Here is a 15,774-nt window from a genome sequence, read left to right as displayed (position 1 = left end):
GACCCATGGTCGAACACGATTTTCGCTACACCCTTTTCAACCCGCAACACACCCTGATCGAGTGCCGCGCTTTGGTGCCGGGCCGCTACCAGGTCACGGGCAACGGCGGTTCGATGCAAAAAGGCGACAGCCTGCTGGTCACGCTCAAGGGCAGCAAGGATTTGTCCATGCGCCTGACCGTGGAAAGCGTGCGCCACCTGATCAACCCACGCGGCCAGTGGGTTGCCGTGGCGAGTGGCCCGGTATTCAACGAGCTGGAAATCCTCACCTGGCAGGTCGAGTGCGATAGCTGCGATGCGGTGCTGAGCTTCGAGTTCGCAGTAGACGCCAAGCTCGGCAAGGCAGCTCGTCAACCGGCTGCCAGCGCCCGTATCGCAGCGCTGGGCTGGGCCAGCCGTGGCGAAAAACACCTGTGCCCGCGTTGCCAGGAGAGCGCCGAGTGAAGAATCTGCTGACCGGCGTGCTGATTGCAACCGGCCTGCTCGGCTGCGCCACGCAACCTTCCCGGCTGCAGCAGGAACGCAGCTACGTGCTGGAGTGGATTGGCGAACGACCACTGATCGACTACAGCCACCTGACCTTGACCCTGGCCAGCGACGGCCGTGCCTATGGCAACGGCGGCTGCAACCACTGGTTTGCGCCTTACACGCTCGATGGCGAGCACCTGAGCTTTGGCAAGGTCGGCAAGACCCGCAAGCTGTGCGCACCCGCGCTGATGGAACAGGAAAAACGCTTCCTGCAGGCGCTGGAAACGGTAGAGCGTTGGGATGTGTCACCGGTGGAGCAGATGCGCTTCTGGCCGGCCGAAGGCAAGCCGCTGCGCTTCTGGCCTGAAGAAGGCTGAGGATTGCCTGGGCCGCTTTGCGGCCCTTCGCGGGCGCGCCCGCTCCCACAGTTTGTCGCGTCCCCCCTGTGGGAGCGGGCCTGCCCGCGAAGGGCCGCGAAAGCGGCCCCGAATGCATCAGGCGCCTTTCAGGGCCTTGATCTTGGCCTGCAACCCTTCAAGGGTCTGCTCGCCCATCAACTGCTCACGCACCTTGCCCTTGTCGTCGATGATGTAGGTCACCGGCAAGGCCTCGCTACGCGGCAGGTCATAGCGCTCGGCCGGGTCCTGGGCGAGCACGGTGAAACCGATACCCAGGGTTTCGGCAGCCTGCTTCAGGTCCTGCCCCTGCAAACCGTCGAAGTTCACCCCCACCACCTTGATGCCCTCAGCCGCCCATTGCTTGGCCGCCGCATTCAGTTCCGGGATTTCGGTACGGCACGGTCCGCACCATTCAGCCCAGTAGTTGAGCACCAGCCAGTGCCCTTCGATCTGTTCGGCCTTAACCGTATTACCGTGTTGGTCCACGCCGTAATCGGCACCGCAACCACCGAGCAACAGGCTCGCGGTGATGGCCAGTACTGCTGCCAGACGCCTTGCCATGGGTCAATCCTTCTCGAGTTTTAAAGCAAATTGGTCAGTCGCTGCGGTTAGAATAGCCGCCACACCCAGCTGGATGCGACCCGACATGACTGATCTCACGCTCTATCATAACCCGCGCTGCTCGAAATCCCGCGGCGCCCTGGAACTGCTCGAAGCCCGCGGCTTGGCCCCGACCATCGTGCGCTACCTGGAAACCCCGCCCGACGCGGTCACCCTCAAGGCCCTGCTCGGCAAGCTGGGCATCGCCCCGCGTCAATTGCTGCGCAGCGGCGAGGACGAATACAAAACGCTGAACCTGGCCGACCCGGCACTGACCGACGCGCAACTGATCGAGGCCATGGCCCAGCACCCCAAACTGATCGAGCGGCCGATCCTGGTTGCCGGTGACAAGGCCGTGGTCGGTCGCCCGCCGGAAAAGGTGCTGGAGATCCTGCCGTGAGCGCGCCCTACATCCTGGTGCTGTATTACAGCCGCCATGGCGCGACCAGCGAAATGGCCCGGCACATCGCCCGCGGTATCGAGCTGGCCGGCATGGAGGCACGCCTGCGTACGGTGCCAGCGATTTCCACCGAATGCGAAGCGGTGGCCCCGGATATTCCGGCCAGTGGCGCGCTGTACGCCACCCTTGACGACCTGCGCCACTGCGCTGGCCTGGTACTGGGCAGCCCGACCCGGTTCGGCAACATGGCAGCACCACTCAAGTACTTCCTCGATGGCACCAGCAGCCTCTGGCTAGGCGGCGAGCTGGTCGGCAAACCGGCTGGCGTGTTCACCTCCACCGCCAGCCTGCACGGCGGCCAGGAAACCACCCTGCTGTCGATGATGCTGCCGCTGATGCACCACGGCATGCTGGTGATGGGCCTGCCCTACAGCGAGTCGGCATTGCTCGAAACCCGTGGTGGTGGCACGCCTTATGGCGCCAGCCACCACGCAGGCGCCGATGGCAAGCGCGAACTCGACCCACACGAAATCGCCCTGTGCCGCGCCCTGGGCCAACGCCTGGCGACCACGGCCAAGGCCCTGGAGGCGGCGCGTGGCTAGAAAGCCCAAGGCATTGCCGCCGGTCCAATGGCTGGTACCCCGCCTGCGCCTGACGCGGGCATTGAGCCTGGCATGCTTCTTCGGCCTGATCGCCCTGCTGGTGGTGAACAACCTGTGGTTCGCCAACCTGCATGGGGCCCGGGTCGAGGTGATCCTGGCGATCGAACTGGTGCCGTTGCTGTTGCTGTTGCCCGGCATGCTGAAAGGCAGCGCCCGGGCGCATGCCTGGACCTGCTTCGTGGTGAATATCTATTTCATCAAGGGCGTGCTGGCAGCGTTCGACCCGTCGCGGGCGGTATTCGGCTGGCTTGAAGTGCTGGTGAGCCTGGGGCTGTTCATTGCCGGGCTACTGTACGTGCGCTGGAAGTTCCAGCATGAACGGCGCATGGCAGGCGAAGGCAGTTAGATTTTTCGCGGGCACGCCCGCTCCCACAGGTACTGCACAGGCCTTAAGTGCGGTGCGATTCCTGTGGGAGCGGGCGTGCCCGCGAATGGGAGCAACACAAGGCTCAATGGTTGACGGTATGCGCCAGCATCACCGACAACTGGCACAGCGGCCGCCCGCTCTCTGCATGCCACTGGTTGAACGCCTGCTGCACCAGAGCCAGGTCGCGCTGGCTGGTCGGCTGCTTGTCGATCACCTTCTGCGCAATCAACGCCGCTGCCATGTCATCGGTCGGGATGAACGTGTCCTTGCCGACCATGCGCAAGAACCGTGGTACCGACAACCCGCCCAACTGGTTGCCGTGCTTGGCCAGGTACTTCCACAAGCCGACAATGTCGGTCACTGGCCAGTCGGCGATGAACGCACCAAAACTGCCATGCGCCTTGGCGATGTCCAGCACCATTTGCGCATTGCGCGGCACGCTCTTGAGCTTGCCCAGGTGGCGGATAATGCGCTCATCCTGCATCAACCGCTCCAGATGCTCGGCGCCCATCAGCACCACTTTCTCCGGGTCGAAGCCGAAGAACACCTGCTCGAACGCCGGCCACTTGGCATCCACCAGGCTGTGCTTGAGCCCCGCGCGGAACACGCGCAGGGCCAGTGTCGACAGGTAGCGGTCGTCACTGATGTTGCGCAGTTGCGCCGGCGTGCGCGGCTGCGGCAGGAAAGCCTCCAGAGCCTGGGCCGAACCAAAGCGGTTCAGACAATACTCATGCAACCACGGGTAATCACGCATGGGCTCAGATGTTCAGCACGTCGAGGAAGCGCGGGGTAGCGCTTTCGTCAATCTTCAGGCTGGTGAAGTCAAACAGGTTCCGGTCGGCCAGCTGCGACGGTGCCACGTTCTGCAGGGCACGGAAGATGCTCTCGGTACGGCCCGGGTGCTTGCGTTCCCACTCCACCAGCATGTCCTTGACCACCTGGCGCTGCAGGTTTTCCTGCGAGCCGCACAGGTTGCACGGGATGATCGGGAATGCCTTCATGTCCGAGTAGGCCTGGATGTCCTTCTCGCTGCAGTAGGCCAGCGGGCGGATCACCACGTTGCGGCCATCGTCGGCGCGCAGCTTTGGCGGCATGCCCTTGAGCGCGCCGTTGAAGAACATATTGAGGAAGAAGGTTTCGACGATGTCGTCGCGGTGGTGCCCCAGCGCCATCTTGGTAGCGCCGATTTCGTCGGCAAAGGTGTACAGGGTACCGCGGCGCAGACGCGAACACAGCGAGCAGGTGGTCTTGCCTTCGGGTACCAGTTCCTTTACCACCGAGTAGGTATCCTTCTCGACGATGTGGTACTCGACCCCCAGTTCCTTGAGGTAAGCCGGCAATACGTGCTCAGGGAAGCCCGGCTGTTTCTGGTCCATGTTCACCGCAACGATCTCGAACGTGATCGGTGCCACCTTCTGCAGGTGCAACAGAACGTCGAGCATGGTGTAGCTGTCCTTGCCGCCGGACAGGCAGACCATGACCTTGTCGCCATCCTCGATCATGTTGTAGTCGGTGATGGCTTCGCCAGCGAGACGACGCAGGCGTTTTTGCAGTTTGTTCTGGTTGACCGAGAGGGTGCCCATAGCGCTTGGATCCGCGAGGTGTGACAAAAGCCGGCTATTTTACGCACAAACGCGACGCCGCTGTAGGCATTCCGATAAAGACTTCAATGTAATCAACAGCACGGCTTACAGCGCAATTTGCTCTAAAAAGCGCGGTTTATGTGGGTAACGGCTTCCTATACTGCGACATAAGGCCACATTACCGCTTGCATCGGTGTTAGGGCCTCGGGCCGCTTGCGCTCCATATTGGGGGGCGTTTGGCAACATTGAGAGGAGTGATCGGCATGATTCATCACGTTGTGGGGCTGTTTACCCATCCCGATCAGGAATGGCGGGAGATTCGTGGCGAAGAAGAAACCATCAGCCACATGTACCTGACACACACCCTGATCCTCGCGGCGATTCCTGCCGTTTCGGCGTTTATTGGCACTACCCAGGTGGGCTGGGTGATCGGTGACCGGCCAGCAGTGATGCTGACCATGGAAAGCGCAATCTGGATGAGCATCATGTCCTACCTGGCCATGCTCGCCGGGGTGGCGGTAATGGGCGCATTCATCCACTGGATGGCCCGCACCTACGATGCCAACCCGTCCATGGCGCAATGCATCGCTTTTGCCACCTACACCGCCACCCCCTTGTTCATCGGTGGCCTGGCGGCGCTTTACCCGCACCTGTGGCTGGGCATGCTGATCGGCACTGCCGCCATCTGCTACACGGTGTACCTGCTGTATGTCGGCTTGCCGACGTTCATGAACATACCGTCGGATGAAGGCTTCCTGTTCTCCAGCTCGGTGCTGGCAGTAGGCTTGGTGGTACTGGTGGCAATCATGGCCGCTACCGTGATTATCTGGGGACTGGGCGTGGGGCCCGTCTACACCAACTAGAACAGACCGAACCAACACTGGGGCATCAACCAGGGGCCGCCGCAAGGCGGCCTCTGGCTGTGCACTGACCGGTGACTCGGCAAGCCATCTGCGCTTGCGGCATAATGCCTGGTCAGGAGAACCGCCCCGCCATGCCCGAGCAGCTCAAACAACGCGTCGAAACCTGTTACCAGCAAGCCGAAGCCTTTTTCAAACGCCGCTTCCCGCGCCCCGAAGTCAGCTTCAAACTGCGCGGGCAAAAAGCCGGCGTCGCCCACCTGCACGAGAATCTGCTGCGCTTCAACCTGCAGCTCTACCGCGAAAACCAGGAAGACTTCCTGCGCCAGACCGTGGCCCATGAAGTGGCACACCTGGTTGCCCACCAGCTGTTTGGCGACCGCATCCAGGCCCATGGTGAAGAGTGGCAGTTGATCATGCGCGGGGTGTATGAACTGCCGCCCAATCGTTGCCACAACTATGACGTGCAACGGCGCGCAGTGACCCGCTACATCTACCGCTGCCCGTGCCCGCAAAGCGACTTCCCGTTTACCGCGCAGCGGCACAAGCTGGTGCACCAAGGGCGGCGATACCTGTGCAAGCGGTGCAGGGAAATCTTGGTGTACAGCGGCGAGACGCGGGTCGAATAGATCGGGGGTCGCTTGCACCGGCCCTTTCGCGGGCAAGCCCGCTCCTACGGGGTTTGTGCAATTCCCGGGACGTGCGCTGCACCCGTAGGAGCGGGTTTACCCGCGAAAGGGCCGGAACAGGCAATGCACACATCCCAGGCATAAGAAAGGCGACCCGAGAGTCGCCTTCCTGTACCCGCCTGCGCCTTACTTCTCGACGAAGGCACGCTCGATCAGGTAGTCACCCGGCTCGCGCATGCGCGGGGAGATCTTCAGGCCGAAGCTGTCCAGCACTTCGCTGGTCTCGTCGAGCATGCTCGGGCTGCCACAGATCATCGCGCGGTCGTCTTGCGGGTTGATCGGCGGCAGGCCGATGTCACTGAACAGCTTGCCGCTGCGCATCAGGTCGGTCAGACGGCCCTGGTTTTCGAACGGCTCGCGGGTCACGGTCGGGTAGTAGATCAGCTTGTCGCGAACCGACTCACCGAAGAACTCGTTCTGCGGCAGGTGCTCGGTGATGAACTCGCGGTAGGCCACTTCGTTCACGTAGCGCACGCCGTGCACCAGGATCACTTTTTCAAAGCGCTCGTAGGTTTCCGGGTCCTGGATGACGCTCATGAACGGCGCCAGGCCAGTACCGGTGCTCAGCAGGTAAAGGTGCTTGCCAGGATTCAGGTCGTCGAGCACCAGGGTGCCGGTAGGCTTCTTGCTGATGATGATCTCATCGCCTTCCTTCAGGTGCTGCAGCTGCGAGGTCAGCGGGCCATCCGGCACCTTGATGCTGAAGAATTCGAGGTGCTCTTCCCAGTTTGGCGAAGCGATGGAGTAGGCACGCATGAGCGGACGGCCGTTGTCCTGCTGCAGGCCGATCATCACGAACTGACCGTTCTCGAAGCGCAGGCCCGGGTCGCGGGTGCACTTGAAGCTGAACAGGGTGTCGTTCCAGTGGTGCACACTGAGGACACGTTCGTGGTTCATGTTGCTCATCGATGGGGCTCCTGAAGAAAAACGCGCGCGCAAAGCGCACAGTTGCGCAATAGTTTAGGGGCAGCGACAATATCTGTTAACTGGATTATCAAGATATGTGTTATCGGTTATATCGATATGCGATTCACACTCCGTCAAATGCAAGTCTTCGTCGCCGTCGCTCAGCACCAAAGCGTCTCTCGGGCCGCCAGCCTGTTGGCGCTGTCGCAGTCGGCCGCCAGTACCTCTATCACGGAACTGGAGCGGCAATCGAGCTGCCAGCTGTTCGACCGTGCCGGCAAACGCCTGGCCCTCAATGCCCTGGGCCATCAATTGCTGCCACAAGCAGTAGCCCTGCTTGACCAGGCCAAGGAAATCGAAGACCTGCTCAACGGCAAATCCGGTTTCGGCTCACTGGCGGTCGGCGCCACCCTCACCATCGGCAACTACCTGGCCACCCTGCTGATCGGCAACTACATGCAGACACACCCGGAAAGCCAGGTAAAACTGCATGTTCAAAATACTGCGCATATCGTGCAACAGGTCGCGCACTACGAAATTGATCTGGGTCTAATCGAAGGTGACTGCAATCACCCCGACCTGGAAGTTCAGCCGTGGGTCGAGGACGAACTGGTGGTGTTCTGTGCGCCACAGCACCCACTGGCGAAACTGGGCCGCGCCGATATCGAAAGCCTTTCGCAAGAGGCGTGGATCCTGCGCGAACAAGGCTCAGGCACGCGCCTGACCTTCGACCAGGCCATGCGCCATCACCGCGCCAACCTTAATATTCGCCTGGAGCTGGAGCACACCGAAGCGATCAAGCGCGCGGTGGAGTCGGGCCTGGGCATCGGTTGCATTTCACGTCTGGCCCTGCGCGACGCCTTCCGCCGTGGCAGCCTGGTACCTGTGGAAACACCAGAGCTGGACCTGCTGCGCCAGTTCTACTTCATCTGGCACAAACAGAAGTACCAGACCTCGGCCATGCGTGAGTTTCTGGAGCTATGCCGCAGCTTCACTGCGGGCTTTACCCGCAGTGACGAGATCGTGCTGCCGCCGATCGCTTAAAGCAGGATCACTCCCCACACCAGCGCCACCATGGTCAGTGCCACCAACTGTGCGGCGCTGCCCATGTCCTTGGCATTTTTCGACAGCGGGTGGCGCTCCAGCGAAATGCGATCAATGGCCGCCTCCACCGCCGAGTTGAACAGCTCGACGATCAGCCCCAACAGGCAAACGGCGATCATGATTGCCCGCTCGGCGCGGCTGACCGGCAGCCAGAAGGCGATCGGGATCAGCACCACGTTGAGCAGCACCAGCTGGCGGAATGCGGCTTCGCCCTTGAAGGCGGCACGCAGACCGTCCAGCGAGTAACCAGCGGCGTTGAAGATGCGTTTGAGGCCGGTCTGGCCCTTGAATGGCGATGTCATGTGAGTCACTTCACAGCAGAAAGGCCAGCAGACTAGACCGGCTCGGGTCAAAAAAGCGTGAAGCCATGCGCAGTCAGTTGCTGGCAACCGATTCAAGTTGTTGCAGCAGCAATGCAGCCTGGGTCCGGGTACGCACGCCCAGCTTGCGGAAGATCGCGGTCACGTGGGCCTTGATGGTCGCTTCCGACACGCTCAGCTCATAGGCGATCTGCTTGTTCAGCAAGCCTTCGCAGACCATGGTCAGTACGCGGAACTGCTGTGGCGTGAGGCTGGCCAAGCCTTCGCTGGCGGCCTTGGCCTCGGCCGAAACATCGACCTTTTCGAACGCCTGCGGCGGCCACCAGACCTCACCATCAAGCACCTTGCGCACCGCATCCTGGATCACTTCCAGGGTGCTGGACTTGGGAATGAAACCACTGGCGCCAAACTCGCGGGACTTGACCACCACGGCGGCCTCTTCCTGTGCCGAAACCATCACCACGGGGATCTGCGGGTACTGCCCGCGGAGCAGCACCAGACCGGAAAAACCGTAGGCACCCGGCATGTTCAAGTCCAGCAGCACCAGGTCCCAGTCGGCTTTTTCGCTCAGGCGGGTTTCCAGTTCGGCAATGCTCGCGACTTCGACCAGACGCACATCGGGGCCAAGCCCGAGGGTAACGGCCTGGCGCAGGGCGCCACGGAACAGTGGGTGGTCATCGGCAATCAGGATTTCGTATGTGGCCATCGATCTAAGGATCCTGTTCTGTGCCAGGCACTCGAGTGGAAGGGAAGCGCCCGGCGGGGAATCGGCGCCAAGGATGCCGAGCACGGTCAAGGGAGATCAAGCCAATCGCCCTGCCGTCTCGCCCACCCTGGCTGCCAGCTCCGTCATTATGAACCAAAGCAGGGGTTGTGCCCCTTGGACTATAGGAAGGTATGCAAACGCTGGTGGGTGTCGTCCTGCTCGTCAAGCGGTAGCCGCCGTTTGCCGCTCAGGTAATGCAGGCTGAACACATCAAGGTAAGCATCCAGCGCCTGCGAAGCCTGGCTATCGCCAGCAAGGTCCAGGCACATGGCCGCAACTTCTGCCGTACAGAAATGATCATCGCGCTTGGAGCGCCGCAGGCGGTAGCGCGACATCTGCTCGGCTTGCAGGCTCAACACCGGGAAGCGGTCCAGGTACGGGCTTTTGCGGAACATCTTGCGCGCCTCGGTCCAGGTGGCATCCAGCAGGATGAACAGTGGACGCTTGCCCGGCTCGCGCACCACCTCGCTGACCACCCGCTCCTGGGCAACGAACTCGCCCGGAAAAACGATATAGGGCTGCCAGCGCGGGTCATCGAGCAAGGCCAGCAGGCGCTCGTCAACCGCGGTGCGCAACCAGCCGAAGGCCCAGGTGTCTTCAATCAGGTCGGCAATCAACCAGCCGGTGTTGGTGGGTTTCAGCGGCTCGGTGTCGTGCATCAGCAGGCACACACCTGCGTCAGCCTGCACCCTAGGCTTCCAGGCACACAGGCAATGGGTGGCGATGACCCGGCAATCCGGGCAACGCTCGGCACGCGAGCCACGGGCGATGAAAGGCTTGTTGCTGCGGGCCAGGCGTTCGGCGCGCAGACGCGCTACCGCATGGCTCATGCCGGCAGGCCTCTGGACAGATTGAAAATGGGCACAAGGATGACTCGGAGAAAACAAGGCGACCAGTCTACCAGAACAGGTGGCAATTGCTGTGCAGCCGGCAATGCGCTCCTTATAATCGGGTTTCTACCGTGCCGGTCCTCGCCACGCGTAATTTTACGGAACGCCGTTGACCCGCGCATGTCAAAGCGCCAGTCATCGAACCAGGAGAGATTCATGCTGCGCCTTATCGCCCCCGCCCTGAGCCTGCTGCTCGCCCTGCCTCTGGCAGCCCAGGCGGCATCCAAGCAGGATTACGACCTGAACACCCTGCTGCAGAAGGTCGCCAAAGAGAGCAGCGTCGGCACCCCACGCGCAATCAACGAGGACATCCTCGATCAGGGTTACACCGTTGAAGGCAAGGCGCTGGTCAACCACCTGAGCGTACGCCAGAGCCACGCAGCACGCATGCAGGCCAACCCTGAGCAGGTGCGCAGCCAGCTCGGCGACAGCGTGTGCCGCAACAACGGCTTCCGCAACCTGATGTCCAAGGGCGCCGTCATGGTCTACCGCTTTACGGTCTACAAGACCAACCAGCCAATCATGGACCAGGCCTTCGACAACGCCAGCTGCGTGGCCGGCAACAAGAAGAAGTAAGCACAGCGTTAACGCTACACCTTCTCGTCCTCATGAGCGCGCCAGCGCCCTTCAACGGCATCGGCGCGCATCTCCGCCAACAGCGCCTGCAAGTATCGCGACCGACACTCCAGCCCCGACAGCCTGCGGCGGCACTCGGCTTCAAGGCTCAGGTGATGCACCTGGGCCGCGTTCTCCAGCTGCTGGTAGAGCTGCCAGTCCACTTCGATGACCAAGCGATGCATACCGCCACCTCCTGCATCGACACGTTTGACTCTACCAGTTAACCAAACCCGTGCTGCCGATGGCCGCAGGCCGACAGGCGGCTGCGCCGAACACCTCGGCACGATCGGGCGCAAGGGTCTAGATTGAGGTCAGAGGTATTGGTGCAGAAGGAGACGTCGCATGCCTTACCATTCGAATGAACTGCTGTTCAGCCATTTCCGCGACAACAATATCGACCTGAGCAATATCGAAGCACAACTGCAACTGGTTGCCCCCAACAGCCCTAACCTGCCGCTCTACCGCGACATGATGCTGACCATCCTGCGCATGGCCCATGACGACAGCGACCGCTGGAGCGCCAAGATCACCCTGCAGGCCCTGCGCGAACTGGACCAGTCGTTCCGCACCCTGCAGCGTTACAAGGGCCGACGCAAAGTGACCGTGTTCGGCTCGGCACGCACCCCGCTCGAGCATCCGATGTACGCGCTGGCCCGCGAGCTAGGTGCCACTCTGGCGCGCTCCGACCTGATGGTTATCACCGGCGCCGGCGGCGGCATCATGGCGGCCGCCCACGAAGGCGCCGGCAGCGAGCACAGCCTGGGTTTCAACATCACCTTACCCTTCGAACAACATGCCAACCCGACGGTGAACGGTACCGACAAACTACTGCCGTTCCACTTTTTCTTCATCCGCAAGCTGTTCTTCGTCAAGGAGGCCGATGGCCTGGTGCTGTGCCCTGGCGGCTTCGGCACCCTGGATGAAGCGCTGGAAGTGCTGACCCTGATCCAGACCGGCAAAAGCCCACTGGTGCCGGTGGTGCTGCTGGACTCACCGGGCGGCAGCTTCTGGCGTGACTGCCTGGACTTCATCAGCCGCCAGTTGGAAGAAAACCGCTACATCCTGCCCAGCGACCTGAAGCTGGTGCGCCTGGTACACAGCGCTGACGAAGCGGTTGAGGAAATCAACCAGTTCTACAGCAACTACCACTCCAGCCGCTGGCTGAAGAGCCAGTTCGTGATCCGCATGCACCATGCGCTCAGCGAAGCGGCGTTGTATGACATTCAGGAAGGGTTTGCCGATTTGCGCCTGAGTGGCAAATATCACCAGCAAGCGGATAGCAGTGCCGAGCACGAAGTTGGCAATTACAGCCATCTGACCCGCCTTTCATTCGCCTTCAACGGCCGAGATCAGGGCCGCTTGCGTGAGCTGGTGGATTTCATCAACCTGCCGGAGAACTGGGCCAAGCCGCAACCCATGCATACCACGCAGAGGGCCAGGCAGGCGCTGAAAGTGAGTTGAGGCTTCGCTGTAACAGCTCGCGTGATACCTGCCGGAGCAACCTCAGGCTGCTCCTGCACCGGATTGGTTGTTGGCCGCAGACCGTCGTAGGAGCGGGTTTACCCGCGAAAGGGCCGGACCTGCTGGCCAATATCCCCGGCCATTCGCCGCCGCAGCCGCCACCCTATTCGCGGGTGAACCCGCGCCTACAATGGAATGGAGACAGCCTGGGGCATTTGGCAAAACAGATTATCCGCGACGTGCACGTGCCACTGTGGTTTCGAGCGTCAATAATCGTCGAGATCACGCCCGCTGAGCAGACGGCCGATCATGTCCATGGGGAACCCACGGTAAGCCAGGAACCGGGTCTGCTGGGCGCGGCTGCGCGGATCTTGCGGGCGCTGCCCGGCAAACTTGCGCTGCCACACGTCTCGCATACGCTCGCCCCAATTCACCTCGCTTTCACGCAAGGCCTGGTCGATATCTGCACGCGCCAAACCACGCTGACACAGCTCTTCGCGAATACGCGCAGGGCCATAGCCAGAGCCGGAACGATAACGAATGAAACTCTCGAGGTAGCGGGCTTCACTAAGCAGCCCTTCTTCGGCGAGCCGATCGAGTTCAGGCTCGATCAACTCGTCCGAAGCGCCGCGCTGACGCAACTTGCGCGTCAGCTCGACTCGACCGTGCTCACGTCGTGCAAGCAGGTCCATGGCTGTCCGCCGGATGGCGACGGGGGTGTCGAGTACGGCAGACATATTCGGCTATCTACTGCGCAATCAATAACCGGCGTCAGCGTCGGCCATGTCATCGGCATCAGCTTCGGCAGCAGCAGCTTTGCCGGCTTCAGCAGCAGCACCCGCTTTCAGCAACTTCTCACGAATCTGCTTCTCGATCTCGGCACCAATAGCCGGGTTCTCAGCCAGGTACTTGGCAGCGTTGGCTTTGCCTTGACCGATCTTGTTGCCCTGGTAGGCGTACCAGGCACCGGACTTCTCGACCAAGCCCTGAGATACCCCCAGATCAATGATCTCGCCGTTACGGTAGATACCTTTCCCGTAAAGAATCTGGAACTCAGCCTGACGGAACGGAGGCGAGACCTTGTTCTTGACGATCTTGACGCGGGTTTCGCTGCCGACCACCTCGTCGCCTTCCTTGACCGCGCCGGTACGGCGGATGTCCAGACGGACCGAAGCGTAGAACTTCAGGGCGTTACCACCGGTAGTGGTTTCCGGGCTGCCGAACATCACACCGATCTTCATACGGATCTGGTTGATGAAGATGACCAGGCAGTTCGCGTTCTTGATGTTACCGGTGATCTTGCGCAGCGCCTGGGACATCAGGCGGGCCTGCAGGCCCACATGCATGTCACCCATCTCGCCTTCGATCTCAGCCTTCGGTACCAGCGCGGCAACGGAGTCGACAATGATCACGTCGACCGCATTGGAACGCACCAGCATGTCGGTGATTTCAAGGGCCTGCTCACCGGTGTCCGGCTGCGAAACCAGCAGGTCATCGACGTTGACGCCCAGCTTGCCGGCGTACTCAGGGTCAAGGGCATGTTCAGCGTCGACGAAGGCGCAGGTAGCACCGTTCTTCTGCGCTTCAGCGATGACAGACAGGGTCAGCGTGGTCTTACCCGACGATTCCGGGCCGTAGATCTCGACGATACGGCCTTTTGGCAGACCGCCGATGCCCAGGGCGATATCCAGGCCCAGCGAGCCGGTGGAGATGGCCGGAATGCCTTGACGCTCATGGTCACCCATGCGCATGACCGCGCCTTTACCGAATTGGCGTTCGATCTGACCCAGGGCCGCAGCCAAGGCGCGCTTCTTGTTGTCGTCCATTGAAATCCTCACGTGTTCGACTTGGCCCTGACGGCCGGAATAACTGTATAAGTAGCCAGTATTATTCCACAGGCAGACGCCCGCGCAAACCCCTGTCGTCGATTTACTCGGCACCAAGCTGTAACAAGCCGTCTAACGCAGCGATCACCGTCTGTCGGCGCACCGCCTCGCGGTCACCGTCGAACTGCCGACGCTCGCTGAACACCCGGCTACCGTCACCCCAGGCCAGCCACACAGTGCCCACTGGTTTGGCTGGTGAGCCGCCGTCCGGCCCGGCCACACCACTCACCGCCACGGCAAACCGTGCGCCACTGGCAGCCTGAGCCCCACGGACCATGGCTTCGACCACTTCCTGGCTGACTGCCCCCACCTGACCGAACAACGCTTCAGGCACCCCCAACTGGCGGGTTTTCTGGGCATTGGAATAGGTGACGTAACCGGCTTCGAACCAGGCCGAGCTGCCAGGTATGCGGGTGATGGCTTCGGCAATGCCACCACCGGTGCATGATTCGGCGGTAGTTACCTGCGCATTGAATCGGCGCAGGTGCTCACCCAGGCGGGTGGCGAGCGTGGTGATCGGGTCCATGCAGGGTGCTCCTTGAGGGCGGCTCTCTACCCTACCACCCTGCTTCGGGCTCTGGCTCAGGAAACTTTCAGGCTGGCCCGGGCGATTTCGCTGAACGCCAGTTCGTCACGCTGCCCCAGCCGCGGCAGCCCGTCAGGCCACTCCCGGCTCCAGTCAAAGCCGCCCAGCGTGCGCATGTCCTCGATTGCCGAACGCCACCAGACCACCTTGCACGCGCGCTGGTAGTCATCACCACTCATCACACTGCCGTAGAGCAACTTGCGGCCGATGCCACGCAGTTCCCGGGGTACATGCTTGAGGCTCCATTTCACCGAGAGCCGAGCCAACCACGAGGGCACCGGGCGATGTGCCGGCACCTTCAGGGCCAGAGCTGGCATCTTCGAATGAAAATGCTCGCCATGCCGGGCAAAGAAGATTTCTAGAATGGCATGCACGTACTGCTTCATCGCAAAGTAATGGCTGATCACGCCGCGCGCCTCGTTGATCGGCGCGCTATGCAATTCGAAGGAAAAGGCGATCTGCTCGATCGTATGCAAGTCACGGGCATACGGCGTCCAGTCGTCAATCCGGACGATGGCGCGCTCGGCGATGCCAACGTTGTCGCGGGTAAAGCCCATGACACCGCTGTTACACAGCCGCAAGTCATCGGCCGGTGCTTCGCCCGACTCCGCAAGCCCCTCGACGAAGCTGCGGTAATAGCTGCTGCGCGAGGCCTCGGCCCAGCTCATTTCCACCTCGTCGACCAAGAATTGCCCGGTATCGACCTGGCTGAACAGCTTTTGCGGCGACTGCAGAAATACCGTATCGGTATCGATGATACACGGTCTTGTCCGCCCACTGCCCGGCCTGGGCAATGGCGCAGGCCTTGCGCCGATGGGTGTAGCCGCCGTCGCCGGCCCAGGCCTGCAAGGTCTGCTCGTCCAGTGTGATCACTTCCACCGGCCAGCCGGCAAAGGCCTGTGGCTGGTCGGTAAGCACGCGGATCACCGGCAACTCAGCCGGCTTGCAACGAGCCAGGGCGGTAAGGATGCTAAGTTTTGCCTCCAGCTGATAGATCCGGCACTTGCCATAAAGGAGGTAGATCAGCTGTTGCGTTACATAAGGGACAGGGCTGGACACATTCATCTTGCAGATCAGGGCTAGGGGCATTCGTCGAGGGGCGCGCATTCTAGAGGGTTACGCGGTGCAGCTCCACCATTGCCCGCCAGACTGCGCGCATGCCCCAAAGCACGTGCCTGCATCGCAACGAAAAAGCCTGTACCATTACGGGT

21 protein-coding genes and 1 pseudogene are annotated in these 15,774 nt (G+C 61.6%); 10 read left to right on the top strand and 12 right to left on the bottom strand.

The window, feature by feature from the left end:
* Positions 1-5 precede the first annotated feature (5 nt).
* Both V6093_RS23735 and V6093_RS23730 read left to right on the top strand, forming a co-directional pair.
* Complete coding sequence (locus V6093_RS23735; protein ID WP_003252407.1) at positions 6-443, top strand: hypothetical protein; 438 nt, start codon at positions 6-8, stop codon at positions 441-443.
* A complete protein-coding gene (locus tag V6093_RS23730; RefSeq protein WP_047603354.1) occupies positions 440-844 on the top strand; it encodes an META domain-containing protein in 405 nt (134 codons plus the stop codon). Before V6093_RS23735 ends, V6093_RS23730 begins: the two co-directional genes overlap by 4 nt.
* A 117-nt stretch (positions 845-961) precedes the next feature.
* On the opposite strand, the gene V6093_RS23725 is transcribed toward V6093_RS23730, so the two are convergent.
* A complete protein-coding gene (locus tag V6093_RS23725; RefSeq protein WP_003252403.1) occupies positions 962-1,426 on the bottom strand; it encodes a peroxiredoxin family protein in 465 nt (154 codons plus the stop codon).
* 85 nt (positions 1,427-1,511) lie between these two features.
* Between V6093_RS23725 and arsC the strand changes: the two genes are divergently transcribed.
* The 3 genes from arsC to V6093_RS23710 are packed head-to-tail and all read left to right on the top strand — an operon-like array spanning position 1,512 to position 2,873.
* Positions 1,512-1,865: an arsenate reductase (glutaredoxin) gene (gene arsC / locus V6093_RS23720; RefSeq protein WP_004575340.1), complete on the top strand. Its 354-nt coding sequence runs from the start codon at positions 1,512-1,514 to the stop codon at positions 1,863-1,865.
* Entirely contained in the window at positions 1,862-2,467 is a 606-nt protein-coding gene (wrbA, locus tag V6093_RS23715; protein ID WP_003252400.1) for an NAD(P)H:quinone oxidoreductase, read from the top strand. Before arsC ends, wrbA begins: the two co-directional genes overlap by 4 nt.
* Positions 2,460-2,873 (top strand): DUF2069 domain-containing protein, encoded by a 414-nt coding sequence (locus V6093_RS23710; RefSeq protein ID WP_003252389.1) that lies wholly within the window; start codon positions 2,460-2,462, stop codon positions 2,871-2,873. Before wrbA ends, V6093_RS23710 begins: the two co-directional genes overlap by 8 nt.
* A gap of 103 nt (positions 2,874-2,976) precedes the next feature.
* Here the strand turns inward: V6093_RS23710 and V6093_RS23705 are convergent, their stop codons facing one another.
* Entirely contained in the window at positions 2,977-3,648 is a 672-nt protein-coding gene (locus V6093_RS23705) for a DNA-3-methyladenine glycosylase I (RefSeq protein WP_179053468.1), read from the bottom strand.
* 4 nt (positions 3,649-3,652) lie between these two features.
* Complete coding sequence (gene ttcA / locus V6093_RS23700; protein WP_003252387.1) at positions 3,653-4,477, bottom strand: tRNA 2-thiocytidine(32) synthetase TtcA; 825 nt, start codon at positions 4,475-4,477, stop codon at positions 3,653-3,655.
* Positions 4,478-4,740: 263 nt separating this feature from the next.
* Here ttcA and V6093_RS23695 point away from each other — a divergent pair, with 263 nt between their 5' ends.
* Positions 4,741-5,340 carry a Yip1 family protein gene (locus V6093_RS23695; RefSeq protein ID WP_003252385.1) on the top strand — a complete coding sequence of 200 codons (600 nt, stop codon included), beginning with the start codon at positions 4,741-4,743 and terminating at the stop codon, positions 5,338-5,340.
* Positions 5,341-5,471: 131 nt separating this feature from the next.
* A complete protein-coding gene (locus V6093_RS23690; RefSeq protein WP_003252383.1) occupies positions 5,472-5,966 on the top strand; it encodes a SprT family zinc-dependent metalloprotease in 495 nt (164 codons plus the stop codon).
* A 186-nt stretch (positions 5,967-6,152) separates the two neighbouring features.
* On the opposite strand, the gene fpr is transcribed toward V6093_RS23690, so the two are convergent.
* On the bottom strand, positions 6,153-6,932 hold the full coding sequence (gene fpr / locus V6093_RS23685) for a ferredoxin-NADP reductase (protein WP_003252381.1): 780 nt from the start codon (positions 6,930-6,932) through the stop codon (positions 6,153-6,155).
* Positions 6,933-7,049: 117 nt separating this feature from the next.
* Here fpr and finR point away from each other — a divergent pair, with 117 nt between their 5' ends.
* Entirely contained in the window at positions 7,050-7,976 is a 927-nt protein-coding gene (gene finR, locus V6093_RS23680; protein WP_004574844.1) for a LysR family transcriptional regulator FinR, read from the top strand.
* Here the strand turns inward: finR and V6093_RS23675 are convergent.
* The 3 genes from V6093_RS23675 to V6093_RS23665 form a co-directional block, all read right to left on the bottom strand.
* Positions 7,973-8,338 carry a diacylglycerol kinase gene (locus V6093_RS23675; RefSeq protein ID WP_003252377.1) on the bottom strand — a complete coding sequence of 122 codons (366 nt, stop codon included), beginning with the start codon at positions 8,336-8,338 and terminating at the stop codon, positions 7,973-7,975. The two genes, finR and V6093_RS23675, sit on opposite strands and share 4 nt — an antisense overlap.
* A gap of 73 nt (positions 8,339-8,411) precedes the next feature.
* Positions 8,412-9,062, bottom strand: a complete 651-nt coding sequence (erdR, locus tag V6093_RS23670) for a response regulator transcription factor ErdR (protein ID WP_003252375.1) — start codon at positions 9,060-9,062, stop codon at positions 8,412-8,414.
* Between the two features lie 179 nt (positions 9,063-9,241).
* Positions 9,242-9,952: a tRNA-uridine aminocarboxypropyltransferase gene (locus V6093_RS23665; RefSeq protein ID WP_004574842.1), complete on the bottom strand. Its 711-nt coding sequence runs from the start codon at positions 9,950-9,952 to the stop codon at positions 9,242-9,244.
* A 216-nt stretch (positions 9,953-10,168) separates the two neighbouring features.
* On the opposite strand from V6093_RS23665, the gene V6093_RS23660 reads away from it, so the two are divergent.
* A complete protein-coding gene (locus V6093_RS23660) occupies positions 10,169-10,588 on the top strand; it encodes a quorum-sensing-regulated virulence factor family protein (protein ID WP_047603357.1) in 420 nt (139 codons plus the stop codon).
* Between the two features lie 14 nt (positions 10,589-10,602).
* On the opposite strand, the gene V6093_RS23655 is transcribed toward V6093_RS23660, so the two are convergent.
* On the bottom strand, positions 10,603-10,812 hold the full coding sequence (locus V6093_RS23655; RefSeq protein WP_003252370.1) for a hypothetical protein: 210 nt from the start codon (positions 10,810-10,812) through the stop codon (positions 10,603-10,605).
* Positions 10,813-10,972: 160 nt separating this feature from the next.
* On the opposite strand from V6093_RS23655, the gene V6093_RS23650 reads away from it, so the two are divergent.
* Positions 10,973-12,091, top strand: a complete 1,119-nt coding sequence (locus V6093_RS23650) for an LOG family protein (protein WP_003252368.1) — start codon at positions 10,973-10,975, stop codon at positions 12,089-12,091.
* A gap of 266 nt (positions 12,092-12,357) precedes the next feature.
* On the opposite strand, the gene recX is transcribed toward V6093_RS23650, so the two are convergent.
* The 4 genes and pseudogenes from recX to V6093_RS23630 form a co-directional block, all read right to left on the bottom strand.
* Positions 12,358-12,828, bottom strand: a complete 471-nt coding sequence (recX, locus tag V6093_RS23645) for a recombination regulator RecX (protein ID WP_003252366.1) — start codon at positions 12,826-12,828, stop codon at positions 12,358-12,360.
* 21 nt (positions 12,829-12,849) lie between these two features.
* On the bottom strand, positions 12,850-13,917 hold the full coding sequence (gene recA / locus V6093_RS23640; protein ID WP_003252365.1) for a recombinase RecA: 1,068 nt from the start codon (positions 13,915-13,917) through the stop codon (positions 12,850-12,852).
* A 103-nt stretch (positions 13,918-14,020) separates the two neighbouring features.
* Positions 14,021-14,503 carry a CinA family protein gene (locus V6093_RS23635; protein ID WP_003252362.1) on the bottom strand — a complete coding sequence of 161 codons (483 nt, stop codon included), beginning with the start codon at positions 14,501-14,503 and terminating at the stop codon, positions 14,021-14,023.
* Between the two features lie 56 nt (positions 14,504-14,559).
* A pseudogene (locus V6093_RS23630) lies at positions 14,560-15,628 on the bottom strand (hypothetical protein).
* Between the last annotated feature and the right edge of the window lie 146 nt (positions 15,629-15,774).

This window comes from Pseudomonas putida group bacterium ESBL64 (assembly GCF_045277175.1).
Taxonomy (GTDB): domain Bacteria; phylum Pseudomonadota; class Gammaproteobacteria; order Pseudomonadales; family Pseudomonadaceae; genus Aquipseudomonas; species Aquipseudomonas alloputida.
Note: the sequence above shows the minus strand (reverse complement) of the source record. Positions and strands in the feature narration are given on the sequence as shown.

Excerpts from the sequence above, each read along its gene's own strand:
- V6093_RS23735 (WP_003252407.1), top strand. The coding sequence starts at position 6 with ATGGTCGAACACGATTTTCGCTACACCCTTTTCAACCCGCAACACACC.
- V6093_RS23725 (WP_003252403.1), bottom strand. The coding sequence starts at position 1,426 with ATGGCAAGGCGTCTGGCAGCAGTACTGGCCATCACCGCGAGCCTGTTG.
- arsC (WP_004575340.1), top strand. The coding sequence starts at position 1,512 with ATGACTGATCTCACGCTCTATCATAACCCGCGCTGCTCGAAATCCCGC.
- V6093_RS23705 (WP_179053468.1), bottom strand. The coding sequence starts at position 3,648 with ATGCGTGATTACCCGTGGTTGCATGAGTATTGTCTGAACCGCTTTGGT.
- ttcA (WP_003252387.1), bottom strand. The coding sequence starts at position 4,477 with ATGGGCACCCTCTCGGTCAACCAGAACAAACTGCAAAAACGCCTGCGT.
- V6093_RS23695 (WP_003252385.1), top strand. The coding sequence starts at position 4,741 with ATGATTCATCACGTTGTGGGGCTGTTTACCCATCCCGATCAGGAATGG.
- V6093_RS23690 (WP_003252383.1), top strand. The coding sequence starts at position 5,472 with ATGCCCGAGCAGCTCAAACAACGCGTCGAAACCTGTTACCAGCAAGCC.
- fpr (WP_003252381.1), bottom strand. The coding sequence starts at position 6,932 with ATGAGCAACATGAACCACGAACGTGTCCTCAGTGTGCACCACTGGAAC.
- finR (WP_004574844.1), top strand. The coding sequence starts at position 7,050 with ATGCGATTCACACTCCGTCAAATGCAAGTCTTCGTCGCCGTCGCTCAG.
- V6093_RS23675 (WP_003252377.1), bottom strand. The coding sequence starts at position 8,338 with ATGACATCGCCATTCAAGGGCCAGACCGGCCTCAAACGCATCTTCAAC.
- erdR (WP_003252375.1), bottom strand. The coding sequence starts at position 9,062 with ATGGCCACATACGAAATCCTGATTGCCGATGACCACCCACTGTTCCGT.
- V6093_RS23665 (WP_004574842.1), bottom strand. The coding sequence starts at position 9,952 with ATGAGCCATGCGGTAGCGCGTCTGCGCGCCGAACGCCTGGCCCGCAGC.
- V6093_RS23660 (WP_047603357.1), top strand. The coding sequence starts at position 10,169 with ATGCTGCGCCTTATCGCCCCCGCCCTGAGCCTGCTGCTCGCCCTGCCT.
- V6093_RS23655 (WP_003252370.1), bottom strand. The coding sequence starts at position 10,812 with ATGCATCGCTTGGTCATCGAAGTGGACTGGCAGCTCTACCAGCAGCTG.
- V6093_RS23650 (WP_003252368.1), top strand. The coding sequence starts at position 10,973 with ATGCCTTACCATTCGAATGAACTGCTGTTCAGCCATTTCCGCGACAAC.
- recX (WP_003252366.1), bottom strand. The coding sequence starts at position 12,828 with ATGTCTGCCGTACTCGACACCCCCGTCGCCATCCGGCGGACAGCCATG.
- recA (WP_003252365.1), bottom strand. The coding sequence starts at position 13,917 with ATGGACGACAACAAGAAGCGCGCCTTGGCTGCGGCCCTGGGTCAGATC.
- V6093_RS23635 (WP_003252362.1), bottom strand. The coding sequence starts at position 14,503 with ATGGACCCGATCACCACGCTCGCCACCCGCCTGGGTGAGCACCTGCGC.